16 protein-coding genes and 1 tRNA gene are annotated in these 20,817 nt (G+C 73.4%); 15 read left to right on the top strand and 2 right to left on the bottom strand.

The window, feature by feature from the left end:
- The first annotated feature begins 56 nt into the window (after positions 1-56).
- The 6 genes from tmk (at position 57) to OG823_RS18840 (ending at position 9,141) form a co-directional block, all read left to right on the top strand.
- Positions 57-3,332, top strand: coding sequence for a dTMP kinase (tmk, locus tag OG823_RS18815; protein ID WP_371480751.1), 3,276 nt, complete (start codon positions 57-59; stop codon positions 3,330-3,332).
- Positions 3,333-3,502: 170 nt separating this feature from the next.
- Positions 3,503-4,714 carry a DNA polymerase III subunit delta' gene (locus OG823_RS18820; RefSeq protein ID WP_371480752.1) on the top strand — a complete coding sequence of 404 codons (1,212 nt, stop codon included), beginning with the start codon at positions 3,503-3,505 and terminating at the stop codon, positions 4,712-4,714.
- Positions 4,715-5,043: 329 nt separating this feature from the next.
- The gene (locus tag OG823_RS18825) at positions 5,044-6,159 is read left to right on the top strand and encodes a hypothetical protein (RefSeq protein WP_371480753.1); all 1,116 of its coding nucleotides are present in this window, start codon (positions 5,044-5,046) and stop codon (positions 6,157-6,159) included.
- Between the two features lie 270 nt (positions 6,160-6,429).
- A complete protein-coding gene (locus OG823_RS18830; RefSeq protein WP_371480754.1) occupies positions 6,430-8,112 on the top strand; it encodes an alpha/beta hydrolase in 1,683 nt (560 codons plus the stop codon).
- A 151-nt stretch (positions 8,113-8,263) separates the two neighbouring features.
- Complete coding sequence (gene leuE / locus OG823_RS18835) at positions 8,264-8,920, top strand: leucine efflux protein LeuE (RefSeq protein WP_371480755.1); 657 nt, start codon at positions 8,264-8,266, stop codon at positions 8,918-8,920.
- Positions 8,921-9,067: 147 nt separating this feature from the next.
- A tRNA-Thr gene (locus OG823_RS18840) sits at positions 9,068-9,141 on the top strand.
- A gap of 462 nt (positions 9,142-9,603) precedes the next feature.
- On the opposite strand, the gene OG823_RS18845 is transcribed toward OG823_RS18840, so the two are convergent.
- Positions 9,604-10,647, bottom strand: a complete 1,044-nt coding sequence (locus tag OG823_RS18845) for a LysR family transcriptional regulator (RefSeq protein ID WP_371480756.1) — start codon at positions 10,645-10,647, stop codon at positions 9,604-9,606.
- Between the two features lie 401 nt (positions 10,648-11,048).
- Here OG823_RS18845 and OG823_RS18850 point away from each other — a divergent pair, with 401 nt between their 5' ends.
- From OG823_RS18850 to OG823_RS18865, 4 genes are all read left to right on the top strand, one after another.
- The gene (locus OG823_RS18850) at positions 11,049-11,714 is read left to right on the top strand and encodes a response regulator (RefSeq protein ID WP_371480757.1); all 666 of its coding nucleotides are present in this window, start codon (positions 11,049-11,051) and stop codon (positions 11,712-11,714) included.
- Between the two features lie 280 nt (positions 11,715-11,994).
- Positions 11,995-12,807: a UbiA family prenyltransferase gene (locus tag OG823_RS18855; protein ID WP_371480758.1), complete on the top strand. Its 813-nt coding sequence runs from the start codon at positions 11,995-11,997 to the stop codon at positions 12,805-12,807.
- 397 nt (positions 12,808-13,204) lie between these two features.
- Positions 13,205-14,098 carry a sensor histidine kinase gene (locus OG823_RS18860; protein WP_371480759.1) on the top strand — a complete coding sequence of 298 codons (894 nt, stop codon included), beginning with the start codon at positions 13,205-13,207 and terminating at the stop codon, positions 14,096-14,098.
- Positions 14,088-14,747 (top strand): response regulator transcription factor, encoded by a 660-nt coding sequence (locus OG823_RS18865; protein WP_371480760.1) that lies wholly within the window; start codon positions 14,088-14,090, stop codon positions 14,745-14,747. Before OG823_RS18860 ends, OG823_RS18865 begins: the two co-directional genes overlap by 11 nt.
- A gap of 145 nt (positions 14,748-14,892) precedes the next feature.
- Here OG823_RS18865 and OG823_RS18870 read toward each other — a convergent pair whose 3' ends face one another.
- The gene (locus OG823_RS18870) at positions 14,893-15,984 is read right to left on the bottom strand and encodes an acyl-CoA dehydrogenase family protein (RefSeq protein WP_371484529.1); all 1,092 of its coding nucleotides are present in this window, start codon (positions 15,982-15,984) and stop codon (positions 14,893-14,895) included.
- 351 nt (positions 15,985-16,335) lie between these two features.
- On the opposite strand from OG823_RS18870, the gene OG823_RS18875 reads away from it, so the two are divergent.
- From OG823_RS18875 to OG823_RS18895, 5 genes are all read left to right on the top strand, one after another.
- Positions 16,336-16,602 carry a hypothetical protein gene (locus OG823_RS18875; protein WP_371480761.1) on the top strand — a complete coding sequence of 89 codons (267 nt, stop codon included), beginning with the start codon at positions 16,336-16,338 and terminating at the stop codon, positions 16,600-16,602.
- A 62-nt stretch (positions 16,603-16,664) separates the two neighbouring features.
- Entirely contained in the window at positions 16,665-17,447 is a 783-nt protein-coding gene (gene fabG, locus OG823_RS18880) for a 3-oxoacyl-ACP reductase FabG (RefSeq protein ID WP_371480762.1), read from the top strand.
- Between the two features lie 189 nt (positions 17,448-17,636).
- Positions 17,637-18,392, top strand: a complete 756-nt coding sequence (locus tag OG823_RS18885) for an SDR family oxidoreductase (protein WP_371480763.1) — start codon at positions 17,637-17,639, stop codon at positions 18,390-18,392.
- Positions 18,392-19,432: a phosphotransferase family protein gene (locus OG823_RS18890; RefSeq protein ID WP_371480764.1), complete on the top strand. Its 1,041-nt coding sequence runs from the start codon at positions 18,392-18,394 to the stop codon at positions 19,430-19,432. The genes OG823_RS18885 and OG823_RS18890 overlap by 1 nt, the downstream gene beginning before the upstream one ends.
- Positions 19,433-19,492: 60 nt before the next feature.
- Complete coding sequence (locus tag OG823_RS18895) at positions 19,493-20,713, top strand: acyl-CoA dehydrogenase family protein (RefSeq protein ID WP_371480765.1); 1,221 nt, start codon at positions 19,493-19,495, stop codon at positions 20,711-20,713.
- Positions 20,714-20,817 lie beyond the last annotated feature (104 nt).

Genomic DNA, 20,817 nt, shown 5'->3' on the forward strand with positions numbered 1-20,817 from the left:
CATCCGGAGGCCCACTCGGCCGTTTTCCGGCCACCGGCGACCGCTACGCTGACCGTATGACGAGCGAGGAGCAGCCCACCCCCAGCGCGCCCGCGGATGCGAGAGCAGCCGCGCCCGACCTCCCCGAGGTGACCCCGGCCGGGAGCCCCGGTGAACGGGCCCGCGCACTGCTCCGCCTGCGCCCCTACCGCCGGTTGTGGGCGACCCAGCTGATCGGCGGCACCGCGGACCGGCTCGGCCTGCTGGTGCTGCTCGCGCTGACGGTGGTCGCCGCCGCCCTCGGACGGCAGTTCGGCGACCTCCCGCGCAGCCTGGCGTTCGCGGTGGCCGCCGTGTTCGCGGCCCGGCTGGTCTCGACCCTGCTGTTCGGCGTCGTGCTGCTCGGACCGCTCAGCCGCCTGGCCGGAGCCGGTCTGGACCGCCGCTGGACGCTGCTGGGCACCGACGCGCTGCGCGCGGTGCTGATCGGCGTCGCTCCCTGGTGGCTGGTCTGGTTCCCCGCCACCGTGACGAAGCTGGCGCCCGCCACCGCGACCTTCGCGCTGCTGGCCACCGTCTTCGTCACCGGTGCGGCTGAGCGGATCTGGACGATCGCCAAGGGCGCCGCCGCCCCCGGGCTGCTGCCCCCGGTGAACCCCTACGCCCCGCTCGCCGATCAGCGGCCGTCCTCCGCGAATCTCGACACCGTTCGCACCCTGGACCGGCGCACCGACTGGATCACCGTGCCGCTCGGCGCCGCCGCGCTGGTGCTGCTCACCCTTCTCAACAACGTCGTCGCGGCGCTCGGCTCGGACTGGCTCCGTGCCCACCAGATGACCTTCGGCGCCCTCGGCGCGGCGGCGCTCCTCGTCACCTCCGCGGCCCTGACGTACCTGCAGGACCTGCCCACCGGGCCGGTCGCACGCACGGCGCAGCCGCTGCTGCGGGGGCTGCGCGCCCCGACCGACGCGAGCGCCGGCCCGGCGCTGAAGAAGGGCCGCACCGGCTCCGCCCCCTACTTCACCTTCGCGGTCGCCGCGGCCTGCGCCTCCTCGGCCGGCGTCGCCGCGCTCGCCCTGCTGACCGCCGCCGAGCACCGCGCCGGGCCGATCGGCTACGCCCTGATCGTGCTCGCCGCCACCGGAGCCCCGGCCCTCGGCCTGCGGCTGACCCGGGCCACCCTGCCCGCGCTCTCCCGCCGCCGGCTGCTCGCGCTGGCCCTGCTGGTCGAGGGCGTGACGCTGATCCTGGCCGGCCTGGTGCTGGACTTCGTGCTGGTCCTGCTGCTGACCGGCCTGGCCGGGCTGGCCGCCGGGATCGTCGTCTCCGCCGGCCGCACCCTGCTCGCGCAGGAGGTCGAGGAGATCCGGCTGCCCACGGTCACCGACCACCTCTACGCGGTGCTGCGGGTCGTGGTGGCCGCCGCGCTGGTGGTCGTGCCGCTGATCGCCGCCGCGTACGGCGACGTCGAGCTGGGCTCCGTCAGGCCCGGCGGCTTCACCTTCGTCCACGGCGGCGCCGCCCTCGCGGTCGGCACCACCGGGCTGCTCACCCTCGTGCTCGCGGCCGTGGTGCTGCTGAAGACCGACGACCGGCGCGGCACCGCCCCGTTCGGCCGGGATCTCCTCGACGCGGTTCGCGGCGCGACGGGCCCGGCCCCGCACCGCACCACCGGCGGCGGCTACTTCATCGCCCTGGAGGGCGGCGACGGAGCCGGCAAGTCCACCCAGTCGCAGGCCCTCGCGGAGTGGATCCGCAGCAAGGGCCACGAGGTCGTGCTCACCCGTGAGCCGGGCGGCAGCCCGGTCGGACAGCGGCTGCGCGGCCTCGTTCTGGACGTCGGCAACACCGGCCTCTCGCACCGGGCGGAGGCGCTGATCTACGCCGCCGACCGCGCCGAGCACGTCGAGAACGTGATCCGGCCGGCGCTGGCGCGCGGCGCCGTGGTCATCACCGACCGCTACATGGACTCCTCGATCGCCTACCAGGGCGCCGGCCGTGATCTGGCCGCCACCGAGGTGGCCCGGATCTCCCGCTGGGCGACCGGCGGTCTCGTCCCCGATCTGACCGTGGTGCTGGACGTCGACCCGAGTGCGGCCCGCGAGCGGTTCACCGAGGCGCTGGACCGGCTGGAGTCCGAGCCGACCGAGTTCCACCAGCGGGTCCGGTCCGGTTTCCTCGCCCTCGCGGCCGCCGACCCCTCGCGCTACCTGGTGGTCGACGGCAGCCGGCAGCCCGGTTTCGTCACCACCGCGATCCGCCACCGGCTCGACCGCGAGCTGCCGCTCTCCGCACAGGAGCGGGCCGCTCGGGTCGAGCAGGAGCGCCTCGCCCGGGAGGAGGCCGCCCGCCGGGCCGCGGACGAGGCCCGGCTGAAGGCCGAGGCCGAGACCGCCGAGCGCAAGCGTCTCGCGCTGCTGGAGCAGCTGCGGGCCGAGAAGGCGGAGAAGGACCGGCTGGCGAAGGAGGAGACCGACCGGGTCGCCGCGGAGGCGGCCCGCAAGGCCGCCGAGGAGGCCAGGGCCAAGGCCGAGCAGGAGGCCCGTGAGCGGGCCGAGGAGCTGGCCCGGCTGAAGGCCGCGGAGGAGGCCCGACAGGCGGTCGAGGCCGCCGAGCGGGAGCGGCTGGAGGCGGAGGCGGCCGCGCAGGCCGAGCTCCAGCGCCAGCGCGAGCTGCAGCGGGCCGAGCAGCGCCGGCGGGCCGAGGAGGCGCTCCAGCGGGCCGAGCAGACCCGGGTGGCACAGGCCGAGGCCGAGGCTGCCGCCACTGCTGCCGCCGCCGCTGCCACCGCCGCCGCCGCTGCGAAGGCCGCGCCGGAGTCCGTGACCGCGGAGCTGCCGCAGGTCGGGGCCGGGGACGTGACCCAGGAGATCTCCGAGCGTGACCGGCAGGCCGCGGTCCGGGCGGCTGCCGAGGCCGAGCGGGCCAAGACCGGCGGCCCCGCGTCCACCACCGCGCCCACGCCCACGCCTACCGCTACGCCCACGCCCACCGCCGCGCCCGCCCCGGCCGCCGACGAGACCGCGGTGCTGCCCCGGGTACCGTCCTCGGACGCCGGCTCGTCGGACGACGCGGAACCCGGCATAGCCGGCGCCGCCGACCGGACCTCGGTGCTGCCCAGGATCACCCCGGCCCCGCCCGCCGACCGGACCCGGGAGATGCCGGTGGTCGAGGAGCAGGCGCCCGAGCCGGAGGCGCGTCCGCGACCCTCCTGGGCCGAGGAGACCCCGATGGACGACCTCCCGAGCCTCACGGACACCCTGCTCGGCTCCCGCGAGGAGTGGGCGCACTGGGAGTCCGGCCCGGAGGACGACGAGGACGGTCGCGGCAAGGGCCGCAAGCGGCGCCGCTGAGCCGGCGGCCGGCGCGAGGACGGCGCCGGTGGCGGCCGCGGCCGAGAACTGACGGTGGGTGGTGCCCGGTACTCGGGCGCCACCCGCCGTCGTACCGGCCACGTATGCTCGACCGCGAGCGGAACCCCGCGGGGCGAAGCCGTCGGGACGAGAACGGGTTGGGAGCAGCGGTGGCCGTCTGGGACGACCTGGTGGGCCAGGAGCGGGTGGTCGAGCAGCTGACCGCCGCCGCCGGGGCGGCCAGGGCAACGGTCCTGGCCGGTCGTGGCGCCGGCCCGTCCGCCGGGGCCAACGCCTCCCTGATGACGCACGCCTGGCTGTTCACCGGGCCGCCCGGGGCCGGCCAGACGACCGCCGCGCGCGCGTTCGCCGCCGCCCTCCAGTGCACCAGTCCCGATCTCGACCTGGGCGGCACGCCCGGCTGCGGCTTCTGCGACGGCTGCCACACCGTGCAGGCCGGCAGCCACGCCGACGTGAAGTTCGTCCGGACGGACGGCCTGTCCATCAGCGTGCGCGACATGCGCGAACTGGTGCTGCGCGCCTCCAGCTATCCGACCGGCGGCCGCTGGTCGGTGATCATGATCGACGCGGCCCACCGGCTCACCGAGGCCGCGGCCAACGCACTGCTCAAGGCCGTCGAGGAGCCGTCCCCGCGCACCGTCTGGCTGCTCTGCGCACCGTCGGTCCAGGACGTGCTGCCGACCATCCGCTCGCGCTCGCGGCTGCTGGTGCTGCGTACGCCCGCGGCCGAGGCGGTGGCCGACATGCTGGTCCGCCGCGACGGTGTCGCCCCGGAGACCGCCCGGCTGGCCGCCCTGGCCGGACAGGGCGACATCGAACGGGCCCGGCGCCTGGCGGTCGACGAGCAGGCCAGGACGCGCCGGACGGACGTCCTGCGGATTCCCCTGGAGGTCGCCGACATCGGCGGCTGCCTGGCCGCGGCCCAGCGGCTGGTGGACACCGCCAAGGCCGACGCCGAGGCCCTCGCCGAGACCCAGGACGCCCGGGAGACGGACGACCTCAAGGCCGCGTACGGCGCGGCGGAGGGCTCCAAGGCGCCGCGCGGGATGGCCGGGGCGGTCAAGGAGCTGGAGAAGCGCCAGAAGAGCCGGGCCACCCGGACCAGGCGGGAAACGCTCGGTGTGGCCCTGCTCGACCTGCTGGGCTTCTACCGCGACGTCCTGGCGATCCAGCTCGGCTCGACCGGCTCGCTCGCCAACGAGGACCAGCGGCCGGCGCTCGGCCGGGTCGCGGCCGCCGGTCCGCCGGAGGGCACGCTGCGCCGGATCGAGGCGGTGCTCGGCTGCCGCCGCGCGCTGGACCGCAACGTCGACCCGCTGCTGGCGGTCGAGGCGATGACCGTCGCGCTGCGAGCAGGCTGAGGGAGCCACGGCCGAGGGCCGTCGGCCCGGCGCGGTGAAGGATCCGGCGCGGTGGCGAACCCGAGCGGTGACGTACCCGAGCGGTGAAGGGACCCGGCGCGGTGATGGACCCGGGCGGCGGTAGACCCGAGGGGTGGCCCCTTCGCCTGGCCGTCCCAGCGCGTTGTCGCTCCTTCGAGTGAACGTGGGTACGCGCCCGGAACGCTCGCGTGCGACCGGCCGATCGTCTTGCACCCTGTGGACCGAGTACACCGTGGCCCGTCCGGCGGCGCTGACCGCCGGGGCCGCCGCGGCCGTCCGCTACCGGTCCTCCCGAGGTGGTGCGTCCCATGCTCCGTCCGCTCCTCGCCGTCCCCCTGCTGGTTGCCACGGCCGGTGGTGTCTGGCTGGCCAGAGACGCGCTGGCGCGTTGGCGGGACCTTCGGGTCGCGCAGACCTACGAGCTGGCCGCCGACCGGCGGCCGATGCTGGTCAGGGCCGCCGGAGCCGCCCTGTGCGGTGCCTTCGTCGGGGTGCTCGCCGTGTTGACCGTGCTCGGGATCGTCGGCGGGCGCGCCGCCGGCCCGCCGCCCCTGGAGGAGGCGCGCGCCGCCGGCGGATCCCGGCAGGCCGCCCCGCCGCCGAGCGAGAGCGCTCCGGTGGCGGTGGCACCCGCCGCGGCGGCGCCCGCGCCCACGCCGGTGGTCACCCGCTTCGCCAGCATCGGCCACCCGGCCGGCGGGGACCTCCAGGAGGCCGAGGTGGCCGGCCGCGACGGCCACCCGCACAAGGTCCGGGTCTGGCTGCCCGCCGAGTACGGCAAGGATCCGGCCGCCCGCTTCCCGGTGATCGTCCTGCACGGCGCCTCGCCCCGGAAGACGGCCGACACCGAGGTGCCGGACGTGTTCGACGGCGTCGCCTCAGCGGTCCAGCTCGGCCGCTCCCGCGCGTTCATCGTGGTCGCCCCCGAGGGCCCTTCCGGCACCGCGCACCCTTGTGATCTGCTCGCCGCCGCCCCGCTCGCCTCCGCCGACGACGACGCCCTGCGGGCCGCGGTGAGCGCCACCTTCCGGACCGTCCCGGCCGGGCCGGCCGGCTGGGGCGCGCTCGGCGTCGACGGCGGCGCACCCTGCGCGGCGGCCGTGGCGCTCGCCCGGCCCGACCTGTACGGGGCCGCGGCCGCGGTCTCCGGCCGGTACGACACGGCGGCCCTGGCCCGGGCCGGCGCCGAGGCGCCTGCGGGCACCGCCCCGCGTCTGCTGCTCGCCGCCGCGAAGGCCGACACGGCCGGGCTGGACGCCGTGCACAAGCTCCAGGCCGCCCTGCACGCCGGAACCGGGCAGGCGGCCCGCGCCGACGTGCGGACCTCGGAGATCGTCCAGGACTACACGGCCGACCTGCAGCGGGTGCGGCTCGTCCGGGTGGCCGTGCAGTACCTCGCGGAGGCGCTGGCCCCGCCGTCCTGACGTGGCGCCCCCTGACGGCGGGCGCCCCCGCGCGGGTCCTGCCAGACTGGCCACTACTCTCGTGATCAGCGCGACGCACGCCCGTCCGGCCCGCACACCCGTCCGCCCCGGCCGTGCTGCCGGTGGGCACGACGGCCGAGCGGCCCGTCGGCGGAGCGGTGCGAGCACGGAGCCGCCGGCGCCGAGCCGCCGGCGCCGCGTCGCCGCCACAGAGCCGCCAGTACAGAGCTGTCCGACATCGAACAGCCAGCACCCGAGGGGACCTCGCCCATGCGCCCTGCCCAGCCGTCCGGACCACGGGCCGGAGCACCGGCCGCAGCGGCGGCCGGGGTACGGGCCGGCCGGGCGGTCCGCGCCGCCGCGGCCCTGGCGGCGGCGGGCGCGCTCCTGCTGAGCGGCTGCACCTCGCAGGGCGGCGTCCGGGATCCCGGTTCGCCGCCCTCCACCACGCCGTCGGCGTCCCCGTCCGGTCCGCCCACCGGCGGCCCGGCACCGTCCGGCAGCGCCGCGGCCGGGGCCACCCCGCTGGAGCCGCTCCCGGCCGCCGTGCCGTCCGCCCTCGCCCCGTACTACGGCCAGCGGCTCGACTGGCAGCCCTGCGACGAGCACTTCGAGTGCGCGACCTTCAAGGTGCCGCTGGACTACGACCACCCCGCGGGCGGTGACATCTCCCTCAGCGCCGCCCGGAGCCGCTCGGACGGCGGCGCGCAACGGATCGGCTCGCTGCTGCTGAACCCGGGCGGCCCCGGTGGCTCGGCCATCGAGTACATGGAGGCGTCCGCCGACGGCTACACCCCCGCCGTGCGCGCCGCCTACGACCTGGTCGGGCTCGATCCGCGCGGGGTCGGCCGCAGCAGCCCCGTCAGCTGCCTGAGCGGTGCGCGGATGGACGCGTACACGGCCGTCGACATCACCCCGGACGACCAGGCCGAGACGGACGCGCTGGTGGCGGCGGACAAGGAGTTCGCGGACGGCTGCCGGCAGCTCTCCGGGGCGCTGCTCGGCCACGTCAGCACCGTCGAGGCGGCCCGGGACATGGACGTCCTGCGGGCCCTGCTGGGCGACGAGCGGCTCTACTACGTCGGGAAGTCCTACGGCACCTACCTCGGTGCCACCTACGCCGGGCTCTTCCCGTCCAGGGTGGGCCGGGTGGTGCTCGACGGCGCGATGGACCCGTCGCTCGACGCGGCGGCCGGCAACCGCACCCAGGCCGGCGGCTTCGAGACCGCCTGGGCCGCGTTCGCGAAGGACTGCGTCCAGCGCTCCGGCTGCCCGGTCGGCAGCACCGAACAGCAGGCGGGCGAGCGGCTCGACGCCCTGCTGCGGTCGGTGGACGCCCGGCCGCTGAAGACCGACTCCGACCGGCTGCTCTCGGAGTCGCAGGCCACCACAGGGGTGATCGAGGCGATGTACGCGGAGATGCTCTGGCCGAGCCTGCGCAGCGCTCTCACGGACGCCGCGGCGGGGGACGGGACGGCCCTGCTCAAGCTCTCCGACTCCTACTACGACCGCGGCGCCGACGGCTCCTACCCGAACCTGATGTTCGCCAACATGGCGGTCAACTGCGTCGACCTCCCCGCCCCCTTCGCCGGGCCGGCCGACGTCTCGAAGGCCGTCCCGGACTTCGAGCAGAGCTCGCCGCACTTCGGCCGTGACATGGCCTGGATGGCACTGGCCTGCGGGTACTGGCCGGTCCCGGCGACCGGGGCGCCGCACACCGTCCGCGCGGCCGGGGCCGCCCCGATCGTGGTCGTCGGCACCACCAGGGACCCGGCGACGCCGTACGCCTGGGCCCAGTCGCTCGCCGGGCAACTGGAGTCGGGCCGGCTGCTCACCTACGACGGGGACGGGCACACCGCCTACGGGCGGGACAACACCTGCGTCGACGCCGCGGTGAACGGCTACCTGCTGACCGGGCAGGCCCCGGAGCAGGGCAAGCGCTGCGCGAAGTGATCCACCCGGTGGCCCGACGGCCGACCGGCGGCGTCGCGGTCCACCCGTCGGCCACCGCGGAGACGGTTCGCCCGTCAACCACCACCCCGGCGCCGGGTACGATGGCTCCCCGTTTCCGCGTCCGCGGTATCCCCTCGCCGTAGGAGCACCTGTGCTCGGAGTCAACAACCTGGCGACGTACGTCCTCGGCGCCCTGGTCATCGTCCTGCTACCCGGCCCGAACTCGCTGTACGTCCTGTCCGTCGCCGCCCGCAAGGGCATCCGTACCGGCTACCGAGCCGCGGCCGGGGTCTTCGTCGGCGACTTCACCCTGATCAGCCTGACCTCCCTCGGCGCCGCCTCCCTGCTCAGGGCGAACCCGGCCGTCTTCCTGGTGGTGAAGTTCGGCGGCGCCGCCTACCTGCTCTGGCTCGGTGTCGGCATGCTCCGGGCGGCCGTCGCGCTCTGGCGCGAGCACCGCGCGCCCGCAGCGGCCGGGCCGGACCCGGACCCGGTGGCCGGGGAGGGTGAGCACCCGTTCCGCCGCGCCCTGGTGATCAGCCTGCTGAACCCGAAGGCGATCCTCTTCCTGCTGTCCTTCTTCACCCAGTTCGTCGACCCCTCGTACGGGCGGCCGGCGCTCTCCTTCGTGCTGCTCGGCGGGATCCTGCAGAGCTTCAGCTTCCTGTACCTCTCGGCGCTGATCCTCGCCGGCACCGGCCTGGCCACCGCCTTTCGCCGCCGCAAGCGCCTCTCCGCCGGTCTCACCAGCGCGGTCGCGGTCCTCTTCGCGGGTTTCGCCGCCAAGCTCGCCGTCTCCTCGGCCTGACCGGGCCGCCCGGGTGCTCCGCGCCGCCGGCCCCTGCGCCGTCGGGCGGCACCCGGGCAGCCGGTGCGGAGCACCCCGCGAAACTGTGTAGACTTGCCCGCGTTGCCGAGGCAATGATTGCCCCACGGGGCGAACAACCTCGGCGGCGCCGCTTTAGCTCAGTTGGCCAGAGCAACGCACTCGTAATGCGTAGGTCTCGGGTTCGAATCCCGAAAGCGGCTCTGCGAAACCCCAGGACTCACTCGCCGTGACCTGGGGTTTTGTGCTTTTTGGTGGCAATGCTGGTTCGGACCGGTCGGTTCTTCCGTCGTCAGGGGAACCGGTGGGGAACGGCTGCGGGCGAATGCGTGGGCCGCGTCATTCGCGTCGATCGGCGAGGGCCCGTACCTCAAGAGCGTCCTCGGCGCGGCCTCGTCGGCCATGTGCTCCTACAGCGTGGTCAACGGCGCCTACGCCTGCCAGAACCCCCACATCCTGAACGGTGTCGTATCGCGGGGGCCCCGGTCTCCGTGCCGGTCACCGCGAAGGACTCGACGACTCACTCGCCGTGAGCCGGGGTTGTGTGCCGTCCGCGGGGGCGGGTCACACCGGCCGTGAGCGGCTCGGCCGGTGTGACCCACTGACGCGCCGCGCCGCGCCGCGCCGTCCGGGCTCGGCGGAGCGCCCCGGTGGGCGGGCCCGGTTCAGGGGACCGGCAGGGCTCCCTGCCGGGAGTGGAACTGCACGGTGTGGGTGACGGTCGCCGCGAAGGAGTCCTGGACCAGGGCCGCGAAGCGGGCCGCCAGCGGGTGGGCGCCCTGGCGCGGGTAGGTCAGCACCAGGGGGACGGACGGCGCGTCCGGGATCCGCAGGAAGCGGACGTTCGGGTGCAGGCCGCGCCGGGCGGCCGATTCGGGGACGATGCCGACGCCGCGACCGGCCGCCACCGCCTCCAGCCACTCGTCGAAGTTGCCGCAGGCGACGGCGGTGCGCGGGCGGTGGGTGGCGGGCCAGAGCTCCGGACGGACGGTGCCGCTGACCACGTTCCGTACCAGGGAGTGGTCGGCGAGTTCGGCCCAGCGCACCGACTGCCGCCGGGCCAGCTCGGAGCCGCGCGCGGCCGCCGCCACCTGTGCCTCGGAGCAGAGCAGGACGGTGTGCATCCCGCTGGCGGGAGCGTCGCCGCGGAGCAGCGCGAGGTCGACCACGCCGCGGTCGACACCGGCGAACGGCTCGTCGCGGCGCACGAGTTCGACGCCCGCCCCGGTCTGTTCCTCGAAGGAGGCGAGCGCGTCCTGCATCCAGCCGTCGGGGAGCATCCAGGTGAAGCCCAGCCGGATCCGGGTCTCGGCCGGGCGGGTGGTCAGAGCGTTCTCCAACCGGGGGAGCAGGAGCAGGAGTTCGGACCGCAGCCGCTCACCGCCCGGGGTGAGAGCCACCGTTCGGGTGGTCCGGTTGAGCAGCCGGGTGCCGAGGGCCTCCTCCAGCCGGCGGATGGTGCGGGTCAGACTCGGCTGGGTCGTGCCGGTCGCCTCGGCCGCCTGGGTGAAGTTCAGGGTGTCGGCGACCGCCAGGAAGGCCCGCAGGTGCCGGATCGCGACGTCGGGGCGGCCCGGCCGGCCGGAGCCGCCGGGCAGCGGCCCGGGGGGGCCGGCCGGGAGCGTACCGGTGCGGGTGCCGACGGGGGCTTCGGTCGATGCCCTACCGGATCCGGTGGTCTCTCCGGTGCCGGTCACGGATTCGTTCATGATGGTCCCCTGATTTCCCCTGTGGTGGTCCCAGCCTGTCGTTCCGGTCGTCGCCGGTCATATCCAACATCCCGGCCGACACTAGGCGGGCGCGGGTGCCGATTGAAGTGCTGGTCCTCCTAGGTGGCCTGGTCAGTGCCTCGAAGGAGGCATCCCCGTGTGGCGGTGGATACGGTTAGGGTGTCTCCGAGGAATGATCGCCGACCCGTTCGGGTCCCATCCATCAACGATCCGCATAGCCGCGTCCGATCGGACATTTGTCCGAGCCGTTCGGCCCTGGCTAACGTCGGCCGCCCCACCGGTAACACGGGTGGCGGGAAACCGGAATCCGGTTCCCCCTTTTGTCCGCCGGTGGAAATACCGGGCCGGACGACCCGCGAGTCGAGAGGATCGGGCAATTCATGGAACGTACCGACCGGAGCGTCACGATCCACCCGGCCCAGCGTGTCGTGGTCGTCGACCCGTGGCCGCTGCTCCGCGACGCGGTGGCCGATCTCCTGCAGGACAACGGCGCCGCCCGGGTGGTGGGGGCGGCCCGCGGCGGCGAGCAGGGCTGGGAGCTCTGCCGCTCCCTCGCGCCCGACCTGGTGATCACCGACGCCGATCTGCTGGCCGCCGGCGACGGCATCCGGCTGGGCCGCCGGCTCAAGGCGCTGGCCCGCCCGCCACAGGTCCTGGTCTACTCGGGGAGCAACGACCCGTCGATCGTGGTCGAGTGTCTCGGTGGTGCGGCGGACTGCTTCGTGCACCGCTCGGCGGAGCCGGAGCTGTTGGTGTCCGCGGTGCGCGGGCTGGCCGGCGGCCGGCCGGTGTGGTTCGTGGGGGAGCAGGGCCAGGGGGTCCCGGCCGGGGGCGATCCGGTGGACGGCGCCCTGCTGCGTGCCATGACCGGCCGGGAGCAGGAGGTGCTCGGGCTGCTGCTGCGCCGGTACTCCAACGACGAGATCGCGGGCGAGCTCTGCCTGGCCCGGCAGACGGTCAAGAACTACGTGAGCAGCGTGCTGCAGAAGCTGGAGATGTCCTCCCGGCGGGAGCTCTACTCCCTGGTTCCCGCGCGCGCGGCCTAGAGAATGACCGGGAATCCACCGATCGGCGCAGGTCAGTGCTGTTACGGGCGGTCCGGCGCGGTCCGGGATGTCTCTGGCAGGGCACGGGGGAGTGTTTCCAAAGAGGCAGTCCCCTGCCTCCCACTAGGGATGTCCGCCCGACGGGGACTGACTAGTATTCATTCCCATGGGGAGTGCTACGACAGTCGCAGGAAGAAATACTTCTAACGGTGTCATCCGGATTAATCTACTGCGCAATGCGGCCCTCTGCGTCGAAGAGGCCAGAATATCTGTTCAGATCATGTTCTCGGTGCGATTCACGACGGCCTTCATCCTGGCCACCGGAAATTCCGGCGTCAAGGTGGGACATCTGCTCTCGGGCGTCGTCTCGTGGGCCTTCGGAACGCTGTTCGCCTATGTCCTCAACGGTGCCATGGACGTCGCCGAGGACCGGCTGAACGGATCCGGCCGGCCGGTGGCCCGAGGGGCGCTCACGCCCGAAACGGCGTTGCGCGCGGCCTGGCTGTGTGCGGGAATCGCGGTGCTGGTCAGCCTGGACTCACCGTCGGTGCTCGGTCTTCTGCTCGCCTACCTGTTCTGCGGATTCGCCTACTCCGCACCGCCGTTCAACATGACACGGCGATCCCACAGCACGATGGCGACGATCCTCCTGCTCGGCGGTCTGACCTACGCGGCGGGGTGGGCGGCCACCGACGGCCGGCGCGACACGGTGTCGGCGATCGTGTTCGCGATCGCGATGTCGGCGTGGATGGGCCTGGTCGGAGCCGTGGTCAAGGACCTGTCGGACGTCCGGGGCGACGCCGCCGCCGGTCGTCGTACCTCCGTGGTCGCCTGGGGCGAGCGGCGGGCCCGGCTGGTCTGCGCGGTCAGCCCGGTCCTGGTCGGCGGCGGCTTCCTCGCCGCGGCCCTCCTGGTGGCGCCGGTGCTCACCGTGTCGGCCGTGCTCGTCCTGGCCGGGGGTCTGACGGTGGCCTACTTCTCCCTCACCACTCGCTCGGACGAGCGGCGCAGTCGCAGCCGATTGCCCTACCGGGCCTTCATGGTGACCCAGTACGTGGCGCACCTGGCTCTGCTCGTCATCGTTCTGACCTGACGTCGGACGGACGGTTCGCCCGTCCGCATATCGAATACCGACCGCTAATTGCCCGAGCACTATTACTGTCGGGATTGATGACCCAATATCGGTATGATCCGGACCTTGTGTCTTCCTGTCTGTGGGGGTAGTTGATACTCTCCGCTGTGGTGGCCTCCGGGCGCCGACACTACTTGGGGGGACTTCGGTGGGTATGGCTGCGGAGGGGGATACGGCGGCTGCTGTCGCGGCGCGGATCGCATCGAGCGAGGACGAGATCCTCGCGCGGTACCAGGACGGGCTTCGACGCAGACACAATCCGCTCGCGAGTCACGAGGACGCGTGGGCGGGTTGCCGGCTCCAGGCGCAGCGGATTCTGGCCTCCTGCGTGGAGAGTCTGGACGCGGACGACAGACAGGTGCCAGGCCCTCAACTGGCGTCGGTGATGGACCTCGCGGTCGACCGCGTACAGCAGGGGATGCGGATCTCGGACTCGGCCGAGGCCGGAGTCGTCCTCTTCGAGATCGTCATGGACGTCCTGGTGCGCGAACTCACCGACGAGCCCGGCGCCGTCCGGCTGCTGGAGCGAACCGTCGGGACCCTGCAGCGCGGGATCGGGTTGAGGCTCCAGGTCGGCTCCGCCGCCTACGACTCCTTCCTGCTGAACACGGTCACCGACGTGAACCGGCGCGGCTACCTGAGCCTCGCCCGCGACATCCACGACCAGATGGGCAACAGCCTCAGCGTGGCGCTGCGTCAGATCGACCTGTACGAGATGACGTTGGGCGAGGTCGACGAGGATCTCTCCTCCCGCCTGAAGGCGGTCCGGCAGGCGGTCCACGAGTCGCTGCTGATGGCCCGGGACATGGTCAGCGGGCTGCGTCGGCATGCCAGGGACGCCCCCCTGAAGACCGCGCTGACGGCCTTCGTCGAGTCCATGGACATCACGGAGACCGAGGCGAAGGTCTACGTCAACGGCTCGGAGAGCTGGGCCCCGCCGGAGACGCTGGACGAGTTGTACGTGTTGCTGCGCGAGTGCCTGCGCAACTCCTTCGCGCATGCGCGGGCCGACAAGATCGTGGTCCGGGTGGACATCGCGCCGCACGAGATCCACGCGATCGTGGGTGACGACGGCTGCGGTTTCGACCTGAGCGACCAGCCGGCTCGAAAGACGATCAATGGCCTGACCGGAATTAGGGAGCGGGTGGCTCTCCTGGACGGCACGGTCGCATTCTCCTCCGCACTGGGGAAGGGGACGACGGTGAAGTGCTGGGTGCCCATCCGAGAGGAGGCGACGACGCATGGACAGTGACCAGATCCGCATCCTGGTGGCCGACGACCACACCGTACTGCGCGACGCGCTCTGCGAGATGCTCGACAACGAGGCCGACTTCGAGATCGTCGCCAGGGCCGAGGACGGCCAGTCCGCGGTACGGCTCGCCGCGGCGCATCATCCGCACGTGGTGCTGCTCGACATCGAGATGCCGAACCACCACCCGCAGACCACCGTCCGGGACCTGCTGCAGCAGGATCCGGCGATCAACGTCGTGGTGCTCAGCATGTACGACGACCCGCACCTGGTGCAGGAGTTGCTGGGCCTGGGCATCAGGGGCTACCTGCACAAGAGCGTGACCCGGGAGTCGCTGGTCTCGGCGATCCGCAACCTGCGGCAGTCCAACCGGCGCACGGTGACCATCTCGGTCTCCTCGCACAGCCTGGCGACCGGCGCGGGCGAGGGCGGAAAGCTGCTGTCGGCGCGCGAGTTGGAGGTGCTGACGCAGGTTGCCGCGGCGTTGAGCAACCGTCAGATCGCGGTCCGCCTGAGTATCACCGAGGGCACCGTCAAGCGCCACATGCGCAACATCTTCGACAAGCTGGGCGCCGTCTCCCGGATCGACGCCGTCAACAAGGCGGTCGCCGCCTCGCTGATCGGCTCGCACCACATCGCCGGCCGCGGCTGACGCGTCCGGCCCGATCCGTCGGGGGCCCGGTCCGCCCGCGGCCCGGGCCCCCGAGATCCGAGACGCCCGAGATCCGAGCCACCCGAGGCCCGCGACACCCGAGGCCCGATCCGTCCGAGGACGGGTCGGGCCCTCGCCGTCCGGTTCAGCGGGCCGACATGAGTGCGCGGGCGTGTGCGCGCAGCCGGACCAGCGGGAACCCGTCCGGCGACTCCTCGTCCCCGTGGGCCCGGATGGCCCGGTCGAGCACCCACGCGGTCATCTCCGGGACGACGGCCTTGACGTCCTCGATGCCGGCCCGCGCGGCCGGTCCGCTCTCGGTGTCCATCAGCCAGGCCGTCCGCAGGGCCAGCAGCCTGGCCTGCTCGATCCGCAGGCGGGCCCGGCGGCTCCAGCCCTGGACCTCCTCGGTGTCGGCGGCGGCGGACATCAGTTCGAGACCCCGCTCCGCCATGCCGATCAGGCGCATGCAGTGGTGCAGGCGGTTCGGGCCGAGCAGGCTGTGCGAGATGACCGATCCGTCGCCATCGCCGCCGACGATGCCGTGGGCGGGCACCCGCACGTCGGTGAAGCGGACCGTGGTGCGGCCGCCGTACACGCCGTCGTCGTAGCCGGAGCTCCAGGTGCCGGAGCCCAGCTCGACGCCCGGGCTGCCGACCGGCACCAGGGCGACCGAGCGCTGCTCTCCCGACCGTGCCATGACAAGCAGGAGGGCACATTCCGGCACGGTGGCCGCCATGAACAGGCCGCCGTGTCCGTTGAGCAGGTAGCCCCCGCCGTGGGACTCGATCCGCAGGTCGCCCGTGTCCACGGCGCCGGGGGAGGGCAGGCAGAGCGCGGACCGCAGGTCGCCGGCGAGCAGGGGGCGCAGCCAGCGGTCCTGCTGGGCGCGGGTGCCGAACTCGGCCAGCACGTTCATCACCCCGGTGTCGGGGGCGGCTCCGTTGATGGCGTCCGGTGCCACGAAGGGGCTGCGGCCGGAGATCTCCGCCAGCGGGGCGTACTGGAGGTTGGTCAGGCCCGGACCGAAGGCCGGGTGCGGGAGGAAGAGGTTCCACAGTCCGCGCTCGCGGGCCAGCTCCCGGAGCTTGCTCAGGCCGCCGGGCCTGGTCCACGGCTCGGTGCCCGACCTGTCCTGGCCGGCGAACTCCGCCTCGGCGGGGAACAGATGCTGGTCCATCAGGACCAGCAGACGCCAGCGGAGTTCCCTGGTCATCGGGTCGTAGCTGAAGTGCATCACAGACCTCGGTCTCTTGCCTGGGGCACGGTGTCCGACGGAGGGTGACACCGCGCCGTCGCCGGCGGGCAGTACGGAAGGTGGCGGGTGGGCCGCCGGAGCTGGGCTTGCATCGAGGCTAGCCCAGCAGCCCCAGCGCTTTGATGCCCCCAGGGGCTGCTTCCGAATGTCTCTTTGGAGGTGTCCGTCGATGTCTCCATCTGGGGATTCGACGTGAGCGCGGGACATTCGCTTCGCGTATAGGAGTGCGCGAACGACTATTTCCGCAGGGCGTGGGGGTCTGCCTACGGTTTGACTCCGGTCGGCCGCGGAGGGTCATGGCGGCACAGTCCACGTCGAGGGGAAATCAGCATGCGCGGCACCAGGCAGATCCAGTCATCCCCGGACGGCCGTGGCCCGGTGGCCGCGCTCTGGCAGGACGCGTACGCGGTACCGGGCCCGCCCCCACCCGCGGTGCGCGGGATCACCGGCAGTGCCCGCTCCTGGGGGCGGGTCGCCGAGGAGCTCGCCGACGTGGGAATCGTCCTGCCGGCCCTGCACAGCGTGGTCCGCCGACCGGCCGCCCGGACGGTACCGGCGGTACCGGGGGCGCGGAAGGCCGAGTACCGCGCGTCCTAACCGGGCGCCTCCCGGGATTCCTAGGTTGGGTGAGAAGCCAACCGAGGTTCTTGGAGCAGACCATGCCGAACACCAGTACCCCCGGCCGCCGCCCCGACCAGCCGGTCGCCATCGTCACCGGCGCCGCCCGTGGCATCGGAGCGGCCACCGCCCTGCGGCTGGCGGCCGACGGCTACGCGGTGGCCGTCGTCGACCTGGACGAGGCCGCCTGCGCGGCCACGGTCGAGGAGATCGGCCGCCTGGGCGGCCGGGCCCTGGCGGTCGGCGCGGACGTCGCCGACGCCGTCCGGGTCGAGGCCGCCGTGGACCGCGTGGTGGCGGAGCTCGGTCCGCCCTCCGTCCTGGTCAACAACGCGGGGGTGCTCCGCGACAACCTGCTGTTCAAGATGTCGGAGACGGACTGGGACACCGTGCTCGGCGTCCACCTGCGCGGCTCCTTCCTGATGAGCCGCGCCGCGCAGAAGCACATGACGGCGCAGGGGTGGGGCCGGATCGTCAACCTCTCCAGCAGCTCCGCGCTGGGCAACCGGGGGCAGGCCAACTACGCCGCCGCCAAGGCCGGGTTGCAGGGCTTCACCAAGACCCTCGCGATCGAGCTCGGGCGGTACGGCATCACGGTGAACGCGGTGGCCCCGGGCTTCGTGGTCACCGAGATGACGGCGGCGACCGCCGCGCGGATGGGACTGGGGTTCGAGGAGTTCCAGGAGTCGGCCGCGGCCGCGATCCCGGTGCGCCGGGTCGGCACGCCGCAGGACATCGCGCAGGCCATCTCGTTCTTCGCCGGCGAGGAGTCGGGATTCGTCTCCGGTCAGGTCCTGTACGTGGCGGGTGGACCACTCTGCTGAGCGGCCCGACCGCACGGCCGGCCCGACCCGGCCCGGCCCGCAGAACCGGGCACGCAGAGCACGCAGAGCGCACAGAGCACGCAGAGCACGCAGAGCACGCAGAGCACGCAGAGCACACGGCGCGGACGGCGCGCACACCGCGGGGATCGCGACCGCGACCGCGGAGCGGTGACCAGACAGGGAGATCAGATGAACAGGTTCAACGGCCGGGTCGCGCTCGTCACCGGCGCCAGCCGCGGGATAGGCCTGGCGAGTGCCGCCCGGCTGGTCGCGGAGGGTGCCAGGGTCTGCCTGACCGCCCGCGGCCAGGAGTCGCTGGAGTCGGCGGTCAAGGAGCTCGGCGGACCGGAGCACGCCATCGCGGTGGCCGGCCGTGCCGACGACCCCGAGCACCAGAGCGAGGCCCTCGCCCGCACCATGGCGGCCTTCGGACGGATCGACGTGCTGGTCAACAACACCGGGATCAACCCGGTGTTCGGCCCGGTGCTCGACATGGAGCCCGGTGCGGTGCGCAAGGTCTTCGACGTCAACGTGAACGCCCCGCTGGGCTGGCTGCGCGAGGTCCGCCGGGCCTGGCAGGGCGAGCACGGCGGTGCGGTGGTGAACATCAGCGCGCTGGCCGGCCTGCGCCCGGCACACGGCATCGGTGTGTACGGCGCCAGCAAGGCCGCGCTGATCCACCTCACCGAGCAGCTCGCCCAGGAGATCGGCCCCCGGATCAGGGTCAACTCGGTGGCGCCCGCCGTGGTGAAGACCCGCTTCGCGGCCAAGCTGTACGAGGGCCGGGAGGCGGAGCTGTCCGCGGGTTACGCGCTGGGACGGCTCGGCACCCCGGAGGACATCGCGGCCACCGTCGCCTTCCTCGCCTCCGACGACGCCTCCTGGATCACCGGGCAGACGATCGCGGTGGACGGCGGCATCATCCTGGCCGGCGGTGGTATCTGATGAGCACCCGAGCGACCGTGGAGACGGCCGGGGTGGACCGGGAGGCCCTGCTCGGCTGGCTCGGGCTGGCCCGGCCGGACCTGCGGATCGAGGCGCCCGAGCTGACCCTGATCGCCGGCGGTCGATCCAACCTCACCTATCAACTGGACGGCGGAGCCAGCCCGTTGGTGCTGCGCAGGCCGCCGCTGGGCCATGTGCTGGCCACCGCGCACGACATGGGCCGTGAGTACCGGGTGATGAGCGCCCTGGAGCCGACGCCCGTCCCGGTGCCCCGGATGGTCGCGCACTGCGAGGACGCCGGCGTGCTGGGCGCGCCCTTCTACCTGATGGAGAAGGTGGACGGCGTGATCCACCGGGGGGTCGCCGATCTGGAGAAGCTCGACGCGGCGGCCGGCCGGGAGCTCGGCCACGCCCTGGTCGACGTGCTCGCGGCGCTGCACTCGGTGGATCCGGCCGAGGTCGGACTGGACCGCTTCGGTCGTCCGGACGGCTTCATGGAGCGCCAGCTCACGCGCTGGGCAGGTCAGTTGGCGGCCTCGCGGACCAGGGATCTGGCCGGCGTGGAGGAGTTGGTGGAGCGCCTCACGCTGACCCGTCCGGCCTCCCCGCGTGCGGCGCTGGTGCACGGCGACTACCGGCTCGACAACGTCATCTTCGACCGTGCCGAGCCCGGCCGGATCGCCGCCGTCCTGGACTGGGAGATGGCGGCGCTCGGGGATCCGCTCTGCGACCTCGGCGTCTTCTGCGTCTACTGGGACGGCCTGGCGGGCCTCGGCGAGGCGGTGCCGCCCACGCCCGGCAGCCTGCAGGGCTGGCCCACCAGCGCCGCCCTGGTCGAGCGGTACGCGCGGGTCAGCGGGGTGCCCGTGGAAACCCTGGACTGGTACGTCGCGTTCGGCTTCTTCAAGATCGCGGTGATTCTGGAGGGCATCCACTACCGCCATTCCCGGGGGCTGACCCTTGGCGGCGGCTTCGACGGTATTTCCGAGGCCGTACCGGAGCTCGTGCGACGCGGTCTGCGGGCGCTCGGGCGCAGCTGAATCGCATCGGTTCCGCCCGCATTCCACTGTCCTTTTCGAACAATCTGGAGGGGTACCGCGATGGAGTTCGCATACGACGACAGGACCGAGGAACTACGGTCCCGGCTCATGGAGTTCATGGACGACCACGTCTATCCGGCCGAGCGGGTGGCCGCCGAGCAGACGGCCGCCGCGGCCGGCCGCTGGGACCGTCCGGCGGTGCTCGACGAGCTGAAGGCGAAGGCCCGCGCACAGGGCCTGTGGAACCTCTTCCTTCCGCATTCCGAATCCGGCGCCGGTCTGACCAATCTGCAGTACGCGCCGCTGGCCGAGATCACCGGCCGCAGCCCCTTCCTGGCTCCGGAGGCGCTCAACTGCTCGGCGCCGGACACCGGGAACATGGAGGTGCTGGAGATGTTCGGCACCGAGGCGCAGCGCAAGGAGTGGCTCGAGCCGCTGCTGGACGGCACCATCCGGTCGGCGTTCTGCATGACCGAGCCCGAGGTGGCCTCCTCCGACGCCGGGAACATCTCCACCAGGATCGAGCGGGACGGCGACGAGTACGTGATCACCGGCCGCAAGTGGTGGTCGAGCGGCGCGCTGAGCCCGCACTGCGAGCTGCTGGTGGTGATGGGCAAGACCGATCCGCAGGCCGACCGGCACCGCCGGCAGAGCATGATCCTGGTGCCGAAGGACACCCCGGGGGTGCGGCTCGTGCGCGGGATGGAGCTCTTCGGCTACGACCACGGACCGCACGGCGGGCACGCCGAGATCGTCTTCGACCGGGTGCGGGTGCCCGCCGCGAACCTGATCGGCGAGCCGGGGGACGGCTTCGCGATCGCCCAGGCGCGGCTCGGCCCGGGCCGGATCCACCACGCGATGCGGCTGATCGGGATGGCCGAGCGGGCCCTGGAGCTGCTCTGCGCCCGGGTGACGGTCCGCCACGCCTTCGGCGGCCCGATCGCCGACCAGGGCGTGGTGCAGGACTGGATCGCCGAGGGCCGGGTGCGGATCGAGCAGGCCCGGCTGCTGGTGCTCAAGACGGCGTGGCTGATGGACACCGTGGGCAACAAGGGCGCGCACACGGAGATCCAGGCCATCAAGATCGTCACACCGGCGCTGGCCGAGTGGGTGCTCGACAAGGCGATCCAGGCACACGGCGCCGGCGGCGTCTCGCAGGACTTCCCGCTGGCCGAACTCTGGGCGCACGCGCGGACCCTGCGCTTCGCGGACGGCCCGGACGAGGTGCACCGGCGCTCGCTGGCCCGCCGCGAGCTGCGGCCCTACCGCCCGGCGCGCTGACGGACGGCTGCGCCGGCACGCCGGCCGGGACGGCTTCGACGGCCGGTCCGGCGCCGGTGGCCGGTCCGGTGGTGCCCGGCCGGCGGCGGCGTCCGGTCGGTGTC

It is taken from the genome of Kitasatospora sp. NBC_00315, from assembly GCF_041435095.1.
Classification (GTDB): Bacteria; Actinomycetota; Actinomycetes; order Streptomycetales; family Streptomycetaceae; genus Kitasatospora.

Bases quoted from the DNA above. Each gene is read 5' to 3' on its own strand.
- OG823_RS18845 (WP_371480756.1), bottom strand. From the start codon at position 10,647: ATGAACGAATCCGTGACCGGCACCGGAGAGACCACCGGATCCGGTAGG.
- OG823_RS18830 (WP_371480754.1), top strand. From the start codon at position 6,430: ATGCGCCCTGCCCAGCCGTCCGGACCACGGGCCGGAGCACCGGCCGCA.
- OG823_RS18870 (WP_371484529.1), bottom strand. From the start codon at position 15,984: ATGCACTTCAGCTACGACCCGATGACCAGGGAACTCCGCTGGCGTCTG.
- OG823_RS18825 (WP_371480753.1), top strand. From the start codon at position 5,044: ATGCTCCGTCCGCTCCTCGCCGTCCCCCTGCTGGTTGCCACGGCCGGT.
- OG823_RS18875 (WP_371480761.1), top strand. From the start codon at position 16,336: ATGCGCGGCACCAGGCAGATCCAGTCATCCCCGGACGGCCGTGGCCCG.
- OG823_RS18855 (WP_371480758.1), top strand. From the start codon at position 11,995: ATGTTCTCGGTGCGATTCACGACGGCCTTCATCCTGGCCACCGGAAAT.
- OG823_RS18865 (WP_371480760.1), top strand. From the start codon at position 14,088: ATGGACAGTGACCAGATCCGCATCCTGGTGGCCGACGACCACACCGTA.
- fabG (WP_371480762.1), top strand. From the start codon at position 16,665: ATGCCGAACACCAGTACCCCCGGCCGCCGCCCCGACCAGCCGGTCGCC.
- tmk (WP_371480751.1), top strand. From the start codon at position 57: ATGACGAGCGAGGAGCAGCCCACCCCCAGCGCGCCCGCGGATGCGAGA.
- OG823_RS18895 (WP_371480765.1), top strand. From the start codon at position 19,493: ATGGAGTTCGCATACGACGACAGGACCGAGGAACTACGGTCCCGGCTC.
- OG823_RS18885 (WP_371480763.1), top strand. From the start codon at position 17,637: ATGAACAGGTTCAACGGCCGGGTCGCGCTCGTCACCGGCGCCAGCCGC.
- OG823_RS18890 (WP_371480764.1), top strand. From the start codon at position 18,392: ATGAGCACCCGAGCGACCGTGGAGACGGCCGGGGTGGACCGGGAGGCC.
- OG823_RS18850 (WP_371480757.1), top strand. From the start codon at position 11,049: ATGGAACGTACCGACCGGAGCGTCACGATCCACCCGGCCCAGCGTGTC.